13 protein-coding genes are annotated in these 13,619 nt (G+C 72.7%); 7 read left to right on the top strand and 6 right to left on the bottom strand.

Translation table 11 applies throughout. The features are described from left to right. Positions 1-9: 9 nt before the first annotated feature. Positions 10-639: a hypothetical protein gene (locus tag H4W31_RS18395; RefSeq protein WP_225945578.1), complete on the bottom strand. Its 630-nt coding sequence runs from the start codon at positions 637-639 to the stop codon at positions 10-12. Between the two features lie 170 nt (positions 640-809). Here H4W31_RS18395 and H4W31_RS18390 point away from each other — a divergent pair, with 170 nt between their 5' ends. Continuing rightward, on the top strand, positions 810-1,235 hold the full coding sequence (locus H4W31_RS18390) for a hypothetical protein (RefSeq protein WP_192767788.1): 426 nt from the start codon (positions 810-812) through the stop codon (positions 1,233-1,235). Between the two features lie 65 nt (positions 1,236-1,300). Here the strand turns inward: H4W31_RS18390 and H4W31_RS18385 are convergent, their stop codons facing one another. Beyond that, positions 1,301-1,666, bottom strand: coding sequence for a nuclear transport factor 2 family protein (locus H4W31_RS18385; protein ID WP_192767787.1), 366 nt, complete (start codon positions 1,664-1,666; stop codon positions 1,301-1,303). Between the two features lie 465 nt (positions 1,667-2,131). Here H4W31_RS18385 and H4W31_RS18380 point away from each other — a divergent pair, with 465 nt between their 5' ends. Continuing rightward, the gene (locus tag H4W31_RS18380) at positions 2,132-2,713 is read left to right on the top strand and encodes a hypothetical protein (RefSeq protein WP_192767786.1); all 582 of its coding nucleotides are present in this window, start codon (positions 2,132-2,134) and stop codon (positions 2,711-2,713) included. A gap of 103 nt (positions 2,714-2,816) precedes the next feature. On the opposite strand, the gene H4W31_RS18375 is transcribed toward H4W31_RS18380, so the two are convergent. Next, a complete protein-coding gene (locus H4W31_RS18375; protein WP_192767785.1) occupies positions 2,817-4,334 on the bottom strand; it encodes a hypothetical protein in 1,518 nt (505 codons plus the stop codon). 385 nt (positions 4,335-4,719) lie between these two features. Between H4W31_RS18375 and H4W31_RS42855 the strand changes: the two genes are divergently transcribed. Together H4W31_RS42855 and H4W31_RS18365 are read left to right on the top strand one after the other, a co-directional pair. Next, on the top strand, positions 4,720-5,160 hold the full coding sequence (locus H4W31_RS42855; RefSeq protein ID WP_318783255.1) for a cupin domain-containing protein: 441 nt from the start codon (positions 4,720-4,722) through the stop codon (positions 5,158-5,160). 342 nt (positions 5,161-5,502) lie between these two features. Then, complete coding sequence (locus H4W31_RS18365; RefSeq protein WP_404825597.1) at positions 5,503-6,174, top strand: lytic polysaccharide monooxygenase auxiliary activity family 9 protein; 672 nt, start codon at positions 5,503-5,505, stop codon at positions 6,172-6,174. 145 nt (positions 6,175-6,319) lie between these two features. Here the strand turns inward: H4W31_RS18365 and H4W31_RS18360 are convergent, their stop codons facing one another. Continuing rightward, positions 6,320-6,979 (bottom strand): response regulator, encoded by a 660-nt coding sequence (locus H4W31_RS18360; RefSeq protein WP_225945577.1) that lies wholly within the window; start codon positions 6,977-6,979, stop codon positions 6,320-6,322. Next, positions 6,979-9,420: a sensor histidine kinase gene (locus tag H4W31_RS18355; protein ID WP_192767782.1), complete on the bottom strand. Its 2,442-nt coding sequence runs from the start codon at positions 9,418-9,420 to the stop codon at positions 6,979-6,981. The genes H4W31_RS18360 and H4W31_RS18355 overlap by 1 nt, the downstream gene beginning before the upstream one ends. A 183-nt stretch (positions 9,421-9,603) precedes the next feature. On the opposite strand from H4W31_RS18355, the gene H4W31_RS18350 reads away from it, so the two are divergent. The 3 genes from H4W31_RS18350 to dtd all read left to right on the top strand — a co-directional run bounded on the left by H4W31_RS18350 (position 9,604) and on the right by dtd (position 12,616). Next, positions 9,604-10,596 carry a CPBP family intramembrane glutamic endopeptidase gene (locus H4W31_RS18350; RefSeq protein ID WP_192767781.1) on the top strand — a complete coding sequence of 331 codons (993 nt, stop codon included), beginning with the start codon at positions 9,604-9,606 and terminating at the stop codon, positions 10,594-10,596. A gap of 107 nt (positions 10,597-10,703) precedes the next feature. Next, positions 10,704-12,188, top strand: a complete 1,485-nt coding sequence (locus H4W31_RS18345) for a DUF7782 domain-containing protein (protein ID WP_192767780.1) — start codon at positions 10,704-10,706, stop codon at positions 12,186-12,188. Between the two features lie 5 nt (positions 12,189-12,193). Further along, the gene (dtd, locus tag H4W31_RS18340) at positions 12,194-12,616 is read left to right on the top strand and encodes a D-aminoacyl-tRNA deacylase (protein ID WP_192767779.1); all 423 of its coding nucleotides are present in this window, start codon (positions 12,194-12,196) and stop codon (positions 12,614-12,616) included. 18 nt (positions 12,617-12,634) lie between these two features. On the opposite strand, the gene H4W31_RS18335 is transcribed toward dtd, so the two are convergent. Next, the gene (locus H4W31_RS18335) at positions 12,635-13,423 is read right to left on the bottom strand and encodes a sporulation protein (protein ID WP_192772199.1); all 789 of its coding nucleotides are present in this window, start codon (positions 13,421-13,423) and stop codon (positions 12,635-12,637) included. Positions 13,424-13,619 lie beyond the last annotated feature (196 nt).

The raw sequence follows: 13,619 nt of genomic DNA, 5'->3' as shown, positions 1-13,619 counted from the left end.
CTTGCCCGCTCAGTCGATGACCGACGGACCGCCCCCGCCGGCCGGTTCGCCCTGGTTCCCCTCGGGCAGACCGGCGAGGTACGCGGAGCCGCGCGGTGAGATTCGGTACCCGACGTCGAGGCTGTGGGTGAGACCCAGGTTCTTCAACTTGCGGATGTCACGTTTCACCGCGTCCCGGTCGCGGCCGACCTGCTCGGCAAGTTCGACCGCCCGTCGGCCGGGGTTCGCCGCGACCAGCCGGAGCAGGGCGTGGGTCCACGGGCCGTGGGTGCTGTGCTGGTCGAGCCGGGCCAGCCGGGCCGTCACCTCGGCACGCTGCTCGGGCGACAACTGATCCTCGGCACTGAGCGCCACCCGGGGATCGGGGCCGACGTACCGAACCTCGATCCGGTACGTGCTCCCGTCGGGGCTGCCACCGAGGGCAGCGAGCAACACCGCGGCGGACGTCGAGCCGGCGCGACGGGCGTCGGCATCCGTGATCGTGGCCGGGTCGATGGCGACGATCGACTCGACAGCGACGACACCGGCGCTGGTGACCAGGGTGTCGCCGGCCCGTACGTCGGGTCTGGCCCAGCGCCGGAAGATCAGGCTGACGGTGCCCGCCGCCACGCCCTCGGCGATCAACCGGGTAAGGAGCATCTCGGAATTCTCCCGCGCCAACCGGACGGGCGGGACGACGGAGAGTGAAAGATCTCCGATCGACGGTAATCTGTCCGGGCAGGTGGTCGTGGGTCGACGTGGCCGGGTGTCGGTGGACCGGCAGGTCAGCCCCGTAGCGGACGCAACGTCCCCGACAGACCGGAGGGGCCATGAGGATGATCCTCGTCGCCACGCTGGGTGCCCTGGTCGCCGTACTGGCGGTCGGCGTACTGGTGGTGATCCGGAAACCCGTCGACGGGCGACGAAGCGTCCGCTGGGCCGGGCTGGTGATCACCGCGCTGGTCGCCGCCGCCCTCACGCCGCTGACCGTCGACGACGCCGGGTCGGCAGCGTTCTTCCTGCTCGGCGTGCCGGTGGTCGGCGCCGCCCTGCCGCTGCTGGCCCAGCGATTCGCCGGGCGGACCGGACTGGTCGACCTCCTCGCCGGAGCCGTGATCGGCGGTTGGGGTCTGCTGCTGGCACTGGGCGGCCTCGGCGTCGCGTTCCTGCCGTCGGCGCTGCTGTTCGTGGCGAACGCGGCCCAGGCTCTCGTGCCGGACCGGCGCCCGCCGGCGGACCCGACGCCCACCGCCTGAACCGATTCCACGGCGGACCCGACCTCGCTGCTGGTCGGGCCCGCGTCGCGCACCGGACATCGGGGTCAGCCGGGGACCTTGTCCAGGAAGCCGTAGACCGCCCGGATCCGGCCGTCCTCGGTGATCCCGGCGACGTCGAAACCGACGACGACGGGCTCCCCGCCACCGGACGGTACGAGTTGCCAGCCGAACCGGACGATGTCGTGGTGGCCGTCGAGTAACCCGGTCGGCTCGAAGACCAGACCGGGAAACATCTCGCGGGCTCCGCTGATCACCGCTCCGATGCCGCCGTGTCCCCCGACGTCGGCGAGCGGATCGGTGTACGTGGCCTCCGCCACGAAGAGGTCGGCGATCCCCTTCGACCGTACGTCGGCGTCCGGCTCGTTCCACAGCTCGAGGTACTGGTCGACAAGGCTCTTGAAGTCGTTCACCACTGGGGTCCTTCCGAATGAGGGTGGGTCGCGGCGGCGGTCCGACTCGATCCGTACCGCCGCCGACCACGAACCTTCCACCTGTCGCCCGGGACTGTCGATTACCTCCGAGGTCAGGTAGCCATCGCACCGACCAGCGCCTCGCCCCGCACGGCGTGGTCAAGCGCTGCCGGCGCCCGTCGTGACGATGACGACGTCCCGATGAGGGTCATCGATGTTGCCGGAGCGGGCGAGGCGTGCTGGAATGGCTCATATCGCCGCAGTGCGGGGGCAACCACACTGGGAACGGCCATCACCGGGAGCAGCCGAGGGCTGGACGACGTACCGTGCGGACGATCATCGACGCCGCTCAGCAACGGGGCCAGCCACGCGAGTTCACCGCACCGGACGCGTACGCGCACCTGGCCCGACGTGTCCGACCGGGATCTGCCAACGCATCAACCGGCGACGAGGTGATACACGATCATGTTTACCCGTGACAGTTTCGCGGGGTGGTACCGCAACCGTTTCGTGTGGGTGGCGGTCATCCTGTTGGCGGTGTCGGCCACGGCGGTCGTACTGGTCAACTCGGCCGGTTCGGAGGCTCGCCCGGCCGACCTGAGGGGCCAGATCATGACCCGGATGCGGACGGTGCTCGAAACGGCCGACCCGGCCCAGCACCAGCACGCGGGCCACACCGCACAGGTCAATTCGGAGGGCGACAAGAAGCCGTCGGTGATCTGCGGCGTACACGTCTACGGCTTCGAGCCGACCACTGTCACCGCACTGGCCGACGTGGACCTGGTCTACGGCTTCCACCTCTGCGGCATCGCCGAGCCGGACAAGCCGTGGGACTGGGCGGTCAAGCTGGTCGGCCCACTGATCATGGACATGTCCACCGAACCGCCGGGCATCCAGGTCGTCGAGGCGACGGAGAACACGAGGTTCATCGACCGGCTCCGCGAGGTGTTCCCGGACCCGTACGAGCAGCAGGCAGAGAAGGAGGCCCTGTCCGATTCGGAGATGGCCGACCTGCGCCGCCGCTACGACGCGGCCGCCGGGCTCTGAGCACGGCGACAACCACGACGACGCCGGCGGTCGGGCGGAGCGGCACTTCCCGCCCACCCGACCGCCGGTGCCCTGTCGGAGCCGGCTCGCTCGCCCCGGCCGGTTACGCGCTGAGCAGGGCGAAGACCGGACCGTTCGGCCCGGTGGCCGAGACGGCCGACCAGGCGGTGCCGTTCCACCGGCCCAGGTAGCCCGCGCTCACCCCGCCGGCCTGGCTGAAGTCACCGCCGACGATCAGCGCCCCGGACCGTACGGTCACGGTGTAGACCGTGGAGTTGGTGCCGGTGCCGGACGGGCCGGTCAGGCCCGACCAGGCGCTGCCGTTCCACCGGGCGATGTAGTTCACCGGCAGCCCGCCGGCATGGGTGAAGTGCCCGGCGACGATCAACGCCCCGTTGTAGACGGTCACGTCCCGGACCGGATCGGAGGTACCGGTGCCGGATGGTCCGGTCAGCACCGACCACGCGGTGCCGTTCCACCGGGCGACGTGATTCGCCGTCACCCCGGCCGCGTCGTCGAAGTAGCCCGCCGCGATCAGCGCCCCGTTGTAGATGGTCAGCGCCGCGACGTCGGCGGTCACCTGGGTGGTGCCCAGGCCGGCGCCCAACGTCGACCACGTGCTGCCGTTCCAGCGTGCGATGCGGGACGCCGGGATCCCACCGGCCTGGGTGAAGCCGCCGCCCACGATGAGCGCGCCGCCGTAGATGGCCAGGTCCCGGACCGCGGCGTAGTCGACCCCGGTGCCGGAGGGCCCGGTCAACGGGTACCACTCGGCGCCGTCCCACCGCGCGACGTGGTTCACCGGAACGCTTCCGGCCCGGAGGAACTGTCCACCGACGATCAGGTCGCCGTTGTAGACCGCGAGGCTGGCCACGAAGTCGAACGGCATCGTCATCACCCCGGTGCCGGACGACCCGGTCAATGGCAACCAGTCCGTGCCGTCCCACCGGGCGATACCACGGACCAGGTTGCCGCCCGCGTACATGAAGCTTCCGCCGGCGATCAGGTCTCCGTCGAAGACGCCCAGCACAGCGACCTGGCTGTCGGCGCCCGTACCGCCCGGACCGGTGAAGGACGACCAGGTACTGCCGTTCAGCCGGGCGATGTTGTTCGCAGTCCCCGCGCCGGTCGCGCCGAAGATGCCACCGACGATCAGACCGGGTGGCACGGCGGCGACGGAGGACTCCGGTGCCCAGGCGAACTCGGACTCGGCCCGCAGCTCGTCGAGCTCCTGCACCAGGGTCCGGAGCAGCACACCGGAGCCGCCCTCGACCCGTAGCCGCAGGGTCCCGCTCGCGCCCGCGTGGACCGGCAGGGTGAGCAGGTTGGCGCCGGACCTCAGCGGCCGTTCCGCGACCAGGACCCGATCCGGCCGCTCTGACGTACCCAGTGTCACGCCGAGCCGGGCACCGGCGGCACCCCGCCAGTCGACCGCCAACCGGGTGCCGTCCTCCGCCCCGGGCAGCAGGGTGGCGGTCAGCTCCGCACCGGTCGCGACCGGTGCACGCGACACACCGGCGTACGCCGGAAGACCGGAGAGAAGTACGGACAGGGACACCGTCGCCAGCGCCAACAATAGGGCGAGACGCCGATGGACCGTGAACTCGCGTGCACCGATCATGCTCACTTTCCCTTCACCAGGTCGGACATTTCCCAGACGGGCCCGGGACACGGTGACAGGGGAATCCACCGGCGACCGAGGCACAGCCTCGGGCCGGTCAGCGCTGATCTCAGATGCCCCCGTTTACGCACCACCGATGCGCGCATTAATCCTTCTAAATATCTGGATCACTTGTCAAGCTATTACCCACATCGATGTGCCTGTTGCCGGCGCAGGCATTTGCCCACACTTAATAAATTGTTCTAAACCGCTGGGCGATCGCGCTTCACCTTCCGGAGGCGTCGTCGACGGCGGACCGGCCGGCGGACCCGATACGCTGCCGGTGGACGATGGGCACGCCGAGGAACCGGCCAGCCGCCGGCCGTACCCGAGTGGAGGTCAACCCGTGACGACACCGAGCCGACCCGACCTCGCCGAACAGCTCGACCTGGCCCCACACCCCGAGGGCGGCTGGTTCCGGGAGACCTGGCGGTCGACGCACACCTTCACCCCCGACGGGTACGCCGGACCGCGTTCCGCGGCGACCGCGATCTACTTCCTGCTCCAGCCGGGCGAGCGCTCCCGCTGGCACGTGGTGCGCTCCACGGAGCTGTGGCTGTGGCACTCGGGCGGCCCGCTCCGGCTGTGGCTGGCCGGCTCGGCGGACGTGCCCGGCGCGGAGCCGGCGGAGATCCGGCTCGGCCCCGACGTGGCTGCCGGGGAGCATCCGCAGGCGGTCGTTCCGGGCGGCGTCTGGCAGGCGGCGGAACCCGCCGGTGACCAGCCGGTGCTGGTCAGCTGCGTGGTGGCACCCGGGTTCGACTTCGCCGACTTCCAACTGGCCTGACCCGACCGCCGGCCCAGCCGAACCGGAGCCACGATCCTGGCCCGCGCCGGGGAGCGGCCCGCCGATCGGGCCGAACGGAGGGCGTCGTTCCGGCCATGCCGGGCGTATCCGACGTCACGTATCGATCGTCACCTATTGATTAGCCCGCCCACCCGTGCTGCAATGGTTCATATCGCCGCAGTACGGGGGCAACCGCACTGCGAGAGCGGGACCGAGCCTGAAAACGATGCCGGTGACCGGGCGCGACAGACGCACACCCACGGCAGACGCCCCGCCGGTACCCACCCGACCGCGCCGCCCACAACCACCTCCGGCTGCGGTCGAACAGAAGGGATCCATCTCGTGAAACTGCTGCGCAAACTGACGGTCGTCGGCGTCGCCGCCGTACTGACCGCCGGGCTCCTGACCGCGATCTCGCCGAACGCGGCATCCGCACACGGTGCGCTGATGCTGCCGGCCAGCCGCACCTACGCGTGCTACCAGGACGGTCTGACCCCGCAGGGCAACATCGTGAACAAGAACGCCGGCTGCGTCGCCGCGGCGAACATCAGTGGAGTCAGCCCGCTCTACAACTGGTTCAGCGTGCTCCGCTCCGACGGTGCCGGCCGGACCCGGGGCTTCGTCCCGGACGGCCAACTGTGCAGCGGTGGCAACTCCACCTTCCGGGGCTGGGACCTGGCCCGGGGCGACTTCCCGAAGGCCCAGGTCAGCTCCGGCGCGACCGTCCAGTTCCGGTACAGCAACTGGGCCGCCCACCCGGGCCGGTTCGACCTGTACGTCACCCGGAACGGCTGGAGCCCCACCCGCGCGCTGACCTGGAACGACATCGAGTCGACGCCGTTCTCCTCGGTCGTCAACCCGCCGCAGAACGGGAGCGTGGGCAGCCAGAGCGGCCACTACTACTGGAGCGGACGACTGCCGTCCGGCAAGAGCGGCCACCACATCATCTACTCCGTGTGGACCCGCTCCGACAGCCAGGAGACCTTCTACGGCTGCTCGGACGTGACCTTCTAGGCGGCGGCTCCACCATCGCAGGCACGTCGCCCGGCCCGCCCCCGCGCGGCGAATCCGGAACGGTCTCGGGCGGGATACCACGGACAGCCACCGGGGTATCCCGCCCGAGCACGGCTGGTCGTACCGGCCAGCCACGTCCCTGCGACTACTCCGGCCGGCGCGCACGTGGCCGGGCCAGCCCCAGGTCGTACGCCAGAATCGTCGCCTGCACCCGGTCCCGTACGCCGAGCTTGCTCAGCAGGGCGTTGACGTGCGCCTTCACGGTGCCGGTGGCGACGCCCAACTCCGCGCCGATCTCCGCGTTGGAGAGGCCGGCGGCGATCCGCTCGAACACCTCCCGTTCCCGGCCGGTGAGGCCGGACACCGTGTCGGCCATCGGCGGCGGGACGATCAACCGGCCGGCGGCGAACGAGTCGATCAGCCGTCGGGTGACCGCCGGCGCGAGCATCCCCTCGCCGGCGGCGACCACCCGGATCGCCGCCAGCAGGTCGGCGGGCTCGGCGTCCTTGAGCAGAAATCCGGAGGCACCGACCTGGAGCGCCTCGAAGACGTACGCGTCGAGGTCGAAGGTGGTGAGCACCAGCACCCGGGGACCGGCCGCGGCGGCGGTGAGTGCCCGGGTCGCGGCGAGCCCGTCCATCCCGGGCATCCGGATGTCCATCAGCACCACGTCCGGCCGGCTCTCCTCGGCCCGGCGTACCGCGTCCGCACCGTCGCCGGCCTCCGCGACCACCACCAGGTCGGGTTCGGCATCGACGATCGCGGCGAACCCGGCCCGGACCACGGGCTGGTCGTCCACCACCATTATCCGGACGACGATGTCGCCACCTCCTCGTCCCCGATCGACAGGCGGCCGGAACCGACCGGCCGCCGGCCGGAACCGACCCGACCCGGCGGTGCCGGTACGGGCGTCGGCAGCCACACGTCGAGTCGGCCGGCCGGTACGTCCACCGCCACCTCGCCGCCGAGCGCGCCGACCCGGGCCCGCAGCCCCGCCACGATCACCGGATCGGTGGCGGACGGCGCGCCGGCCACCACGATCCGCAGGCCGCCGTCACCGTACCGGAGATCGACGGCGATCGGTCCGGGGTCCCCGGCGGCCAGGGCGAGCTCGACGACCCGGTACGCGGACACGTCCACGTCCGCCGGCAGCGGACCCGGCGCCACCGGCACGGACGCCTCGACCAGCCGCCCGGCCGCCCGCTGGTCCGCGCAGAGCCGCGCGATCGCCCCGACCGTCGGCTGCGGAGCCCGGCGCTCCGCTCCGGCGTCCGCCCGCAGGGTGTCGAGCAGGCCACGCATCGCGGTGAGGGTGGACCGGGCCCGCTCCACCACCACGTCCAGCCGGCCCTCGTCGGCGGCCGCCACCACCTGCCCGGCCCGGTCCAGGACGGCGGCGCGCAGCCCGGCGGCGATCCGGGCCCGTTCCCACCGGGCCGCCTCGACCGCGCTCGCGGCCGTCCGGGCCACCGCGTCCGCCTCACGGGCCAGGACTCCGGTCCGGCGCCGCCGGAGCGCGGCACCGAGCAACCAGACCGCGCCGAGCGGAACCGTCAGCACGCCCGCCATGGCCAGCCATCCGGGAAGTACGTACAACAGCGTGACCAGCAGACCCAGTTCTTCGGTCATCGGGGCGTCGGGCCGGACCGGCTGACCGGCCATCGAGCCGTCGACTGCGGCCGACGCCGTCAACGCGGCGGCGAGGCTCAGCGCCGTGACCGGTATCGCCAGCAGCGTGTTCGGGGCCGGGCGGGCGTACCCGGCGACCGCGTAGACCACGACGAACTCGCAGATCGCCCCGGCGACCAGCACCTCGGCCGACTCCCCCGGCAACGGCACGCCGACGACGGCGACCGGCCACAGCGCGGCGCTGCCGAGCACCCCGGACAGCGCTGCCCAGGGCCGGCGACGCCGCCACAGCAGCGGTACGGCGTGCGCCGCCATCACCAGCCCCACCAGCAGCCCGGCGGAACCGGATCCGGCCCCTGCCGACCCGTCGACCGGCAGCACCGGGGCGACCGTGAGCGCCAGCACGCCCAGTACGACGAGGGCGTCCACCACCCGTGCCCAGCTCGGACGACGCCAGCCCGGTCGACCGGCGGACCCGACCGGAGCGGCCAGCGGAAGCGTCGCCCGGACCCGCCAACCCGTCGCCTCCGGGCCGGCGGTCAGCGTCCCGCCCAGCGAGGCGGCCCGGTCCCGCATCCCCGGTACGCCCCGCCCCGAGCCGAGTTCCGCCGCCTTCCCCGGTACGCCGCCACCCTCGTCGCCCACCACGATCTGCACCGAGGCCGGATGGCGGGCGATCCGCAGCCGGACGGCGGAACCCGGCGCGTGCCGCAGGGCGTTCGTGAGCGCCTCCCGGGCGATCCCGTACACCGCCTCGGCGACCGCCGGCGGAAGTTCGGGCTGCTCCACCGGGATCGGGTCCGGTTCGACCCGCACCGGTTGCCCCAGTCGCCGGAAGCCGTCGGCGAGTTCCGCGAGCCGTACCTCCAGGGGCCGGCGGTCCTGCTGCTCGGCGCTGCGGATCACCGCCACCAACCGGTGCAACGCGGTCAGCGTCTCCCGGCCGGTACGCGCCGAGAACCCGACCGCCTCGGCGACGAGTTCCGGGCGGCGGTCGGCGAGCCGGAGCGCCGCTCCCGCCGTCACCACGATCGCGGTCAGGTGGTGGGCGCTGACGTCGTGCAGTTCCCGGGCCAGCCGGTGCCGTTCGGTGCTGGCCGCCCGCTGCCGGTCCGCCTCGGCCTCGGCGAGCCGCTGCGCGGCGGCGGTCCGGGCGGCGTGCCACCGCCGGCGGCTCCGCCCGAGGCCCAGCGTCACCGGATACACCGCCAGCCCCAACAGCACCTCGCCCAGGTAGGTGGCGCCGAACCCGTAGACCAGCAGGCCCAGCACCGCCGTCTGGGCGAAGGCGACGGCGACCGCCGGACCGGCGATCCGGAGCGGCCGGCGTACCGCCACCGAGTAGAGCGCGATCACGTCCGCGCTGACGACCACGAGCAGCGCGTCGGGGTCCACCGCGAGCCGGCCCAGGGCCTGGGCGAGCAGGACGGCGCCCAGCGCCAACACCGGCGCGTGGCGGCGCCAGCCCAGCGCGACCGCGCATCCGACGGTCGCCACCAGGCCGGCGACCAACTCCGGGTCGACCGGGCCACCACCGCCCAGCCGGGAGCCCGGCCAGTACGCCAGTTGCGCCCCGGCCAGCACCACCGGCAGCAGCCAGTCCCGGACCAGTCTCATGACGGCTCCGACGATAGGACCGCCGACCCGCCCGGCACATCCGCTGGCGGTGGTGGCCGGGCTATACCTCAGGTTCTAGTCGCACTGCCCCCAAGGTGCGGGCCTGGCTATGCCGCAGGAGCGGGGGCCGGCTCGCAACGGCGGACGATGCCCGACCCACGCGCGGCCGGCAGGCTGGACCGCATGATGACCCCACCCCCACCGGGTACGCCGTACCACCGGCTGGCCCGGACCGAGCGGCACGACTGGTGGCGACCGGTGCTCGGCAGCGTGCTGATCCTGGGCGGCACCTTCATGGTGCTCTGCCTGCTGACCGGCGTCGCATTCTCGGCCGGCGAACTCGCCGACCGGCCGAACGGCGCCGACGGCCTGCCCACCTGGGGGCCGCTCGGCGACCTCGTACTGCTGCTGGCCGGCATCGCCGTGGCGCTGCCGCTGGTGCTGCTCGCGGCCGGATGGGTGCAGGCCCGCCCGGTGGGGACGGTGTCGTCGGTACTCGGACGGCTGCGCTGGCGCTGGCTCGGTGTCTGCGCCCTGGTCGCCGTGCCGACCGTGCTGGCGCTGCTCGGTGGGGGTCTCGGACTGCTCACGTTGACCGGGAACGCGGACGAGGGCGGGTCGGTCGACGGCGGATGGCCGGGCTGGGCCGGCTTCCTCGGCGCCGTGGCCGTGCTGCTTGCGCTGGTGCCGCTCCAGGCGGCCGCCGAGGAGTACGTCTTCCGGGGCTGGCTGCTCCAGGCGGTCGGGGCGTTCCTCCGTACGCCGTGGCCGGCGATCGCCGTCCAGGCGGTGCTGTTCGCGGCGGCACACGGCTGGGGTACCCGGTGGGGCTTCGTCGATCTGATGATCATGGCGGGCCTGACCGGCTGGTTGACCATCCGCACCGGTGGGCTGGAGGCGGCGATCACCCTGCACGTGGTGAACAACGTGATCGCCTTCGTCGGCTCCGCCGCGCTCGGCCAACTCGCCGCCGAGGAGACGGCCGCCGACGCCCCCTGGGAGATGTTCGTGGTCAGCGTGGTGGTGCACGCCGCGTACACCGGGGTGGTGCTCTGGCTCGCCCGCCGTCGCCGGCTGCCGACCGTACTGCCCTGGTACCCGACGCCCGCCGGCCCCGCGCCGCAGCGGTCCACCGCGCCGCCGCCACCGGCGGTGGACGAGGCGTACGCCGGATAGGTCGCCGGCCGGTTACCCGCCGGTCACCCCCCGACGGGGTGGTTCCGGCCGGGCATCTACGGGGGTTGCGGGCAGGCCCGGTACGGGCGACCGGCAGGATGGACGCCGTGGACGGAGACGACATGCTGCTGTCACCCGCTGGGGTGGACCAGCTCCGGCAGGCCCTGCTCGGCGCGGCGTACACGTCGAGCGGCATCGCGGAGCGGCTCGGGCCGCAGGCGACCAGCGCGATGGCCCGGAACGACTTCCGGGCGGCGCTGCGGGCCACCGGGGAACGTGACCCGCTCGACACGCTGATCCGGCTCTTCGTCTGCGGCCAGACCGAGCCGGAGCCGGCCGTACGGGCGGCGCTCGCACCGCTGCCCCTGGCGGACGCGCTCGCCGCCGGCCTGGTCGAACGGGTCGACTCCGGCCTTCGGCAGGCCATCGACCTGGAGCCGTACGGTGACTCCTGGTGGGTGCTCTCGGACGTGCCCGCGAGCGCCCGGCCCGGCCTGCCGCTCCCCGCCGACCACGTACTCGGGATCGGCGGGGCCACCACCACCCTGGTCGGTGCGACGATCCGGCGCCCGGTCGGCAGCGCGCTCGACCTCGGTACCGGCAGCGGTGTGCAGGCCCTGCACCTGGCCGAGCACGCCCGCTCGGTCACCGCCACCGACGTCTCCGACCGGTCGCTGCGGTTCGCGGCGACCACGGCCGCGTTGAACGGACACCGCTGGGAGCTGCTTCAGGGTGATCTCGTCAGCCCTGTCGCCGGTCGCCGGTTCGACCTGGTGGTGAGCAACCCGCCGTTCGTGGTCGGCCCCGGAACCACCACGCACAGCTACCGCGACTCGGGCCGGGTCGGGGACGGGGTCGCCGCCGAGCTGGCCGCCGCCGCCCCGGGCCTGCTCACCGAGGGCGGCACGATGCAGTACCTGGCCAACTGGCTGCACGTGGCCGGGGAGGACTGGGGCGAGCGGGTGGCCGGCTGGTTCGCGGGTACCGGCCTGGACGCCTGGGTGATCCAGCGCGAGGTCGCCGATCCGATGGCGTACGTCGACCTGTGGCTGGCCGACGCCAGCGAGGCCGCCGATCCGCACCGGGCGGCGGCCTGGCTGGACTGGTTCGACGCGCAGAAGGTGGAGGCGGTCGGCTTCGGCGTGGTGAACCTGCGTCGGGCCGGCCACACCGATCCGGTGGTCCGGATCGAGGACCTTCGGCAGGTGGTGCAGCCGCCGATGGGCGAGCAGATCGCCGCCTGGTTCGATCGACAGGACTGGCTGCGGGCCCGCGACGACGACGCGCTGCTGGCCACCCGGTTCCGGGCGGTCGACGGGCTGCGCCTGCGTCAGGAGGCGACGATGGGCGACGAGGGCTGGGCGGTGGACCGGCAGGTACTCGTCCAGCCGCACGGGCTGCGCTGGACCGAGGAGGTCGATCCGCTGGTGCTCGCCCTGGTCGGCGGGGCCAACGGGCAGGTGGCGCTGCGCGAGCAGCTCGCGGTGCTGGCGATCGCGCACGACGTACCGGCGGAGGATCTTGCCGACGCGGCCGGGCCGATCATCGCGCACCTGGTCGAGCGCGGCGTTCTCGCGCCCGTGGCAGACTGACCGTCGTGCGGGCGGTGGTGCAGACGGTCGGCCGGGCCAGCGTGACGGTGGACGGCGAGGTGGTCGGGGCGATCTCCGACGGCCTGCTGGTACTGCTCGGGGTGACCCACTCGGACACTCCGGCGACCGCCGAGACCATGGCCCGGAAGGTGCACGAGCTGCGGATCCTGGACGACGAGCGGTCCGCCTCGGACGTCGGCGCACCGCTGCTGGTGGTCAGCCAGTTCACCCTGTACGGCGACGCCCGCAAGGGGCGCCGGCCGAGTTGGGGTGCCGCCGCCCCGGCCGAACTGGCCGAGCCGCTGGTGACCGCGTTCGTCGAGGCGCTCCGGCTCCGTGGTGCCAAGGTGGAGACCGGCCGGTTCCGGACCCACATGCTGGTCGAGAGCGTGAACGTCGGCCCACGTACGGTGCTGCTCGACCTCTGAACCCGGCGGCGCCCAGGCTCAGAAGGACAGGCCGCGCTTCTGTAGCGACTGGCGCAACCAGCCGTCGAGCTGGCTGGTCCAGTCGGTCCGGTCGGCGGTGGCGTGGTCCAGACTGAACCGGCCGAACGCATCGCGGCCCTCGGTGAACAGCCCACCCCGCTTGTCCAGCTCCAGCACGATCTGCAACTGCTGCGGCGTGGCGACGAACGTCAGCTCCAGCTGGTTGATCGCCCGGGCGTACTGGGGGGCGGGATAGAACTCGATCTCCTGGTAGAACGGCAGCGACTGCTGGACGCCGTAGATGTGTCCGCGCTCGACGTCGGCCCGGGTGAACCGGAAACCGAGCTGGGTGAGGGCGTTCAGGATGCGCTCCTGCGCCGGCAGCGGATAGACCGCGACCGGGTCGAGGTCGCCCTTGTCCACCGCGCGGGCCACCTCCAGCTCGGTCCGCAGCCCCATGGTCATGCCGTGCAGGTGCCGGCCGCCGATCTCGGTGATCGGGGTCTCCCACGGCACGTCGAAGCGGAACGGGATGTCGCGCCGTGCTCCGCTCTCCAGCCGGAACGGGCCGGTCGCCCGCTGGCGGTGGAACTCCTGGGTGCTGCTGTACTCGCTGTCGCCGCTCTCCACCTCGACCCGGGTGACCAGGCCCAGCGAGACGTACTCGATGTCCACCGGATGGTCACCGCCGGCGACGTGGATCTGCCCCTCCAGCTGACCGCCGGGCCGGCAGTTCGGATTGGTCAGCACCGTCTCGACCGACGGACCGCCCACGCCCATCGCCTGCATCAACCGTTTGAAGACCACCATGTCCTCCATCCGTGCCTCGATCGCGCCCCCGGCCCCGTCGGTACCCGGCTGGCCGGCTGGCACAGTAGCCACCGCCGGCAAGCCCGTCCCCGGACGATCGCCCGCCACAAATCCGGCTGAAGCACCAGGAAGCCGAACAATCCGCTCCCCGGTTCTCTCCCGGATTCATGCCAACCCGACGGTCTCCTCACCC

Source organism: Plantactinospora soyae (assembly GCF_014874095.1).
In the GTDB taxonomy this organism is placed as follows: Bacteria; Actinomycetota; Actinomycetes; order Mycobacteriales; family Micromonosporaceae; genus Plantactinospora; species Plantactinospora soyae.
The sequence above is the reverse complement of the archived record's forward strand: the minus strand, read 5'-3'. Positions and strand labels throughout refer to the sequence as shown.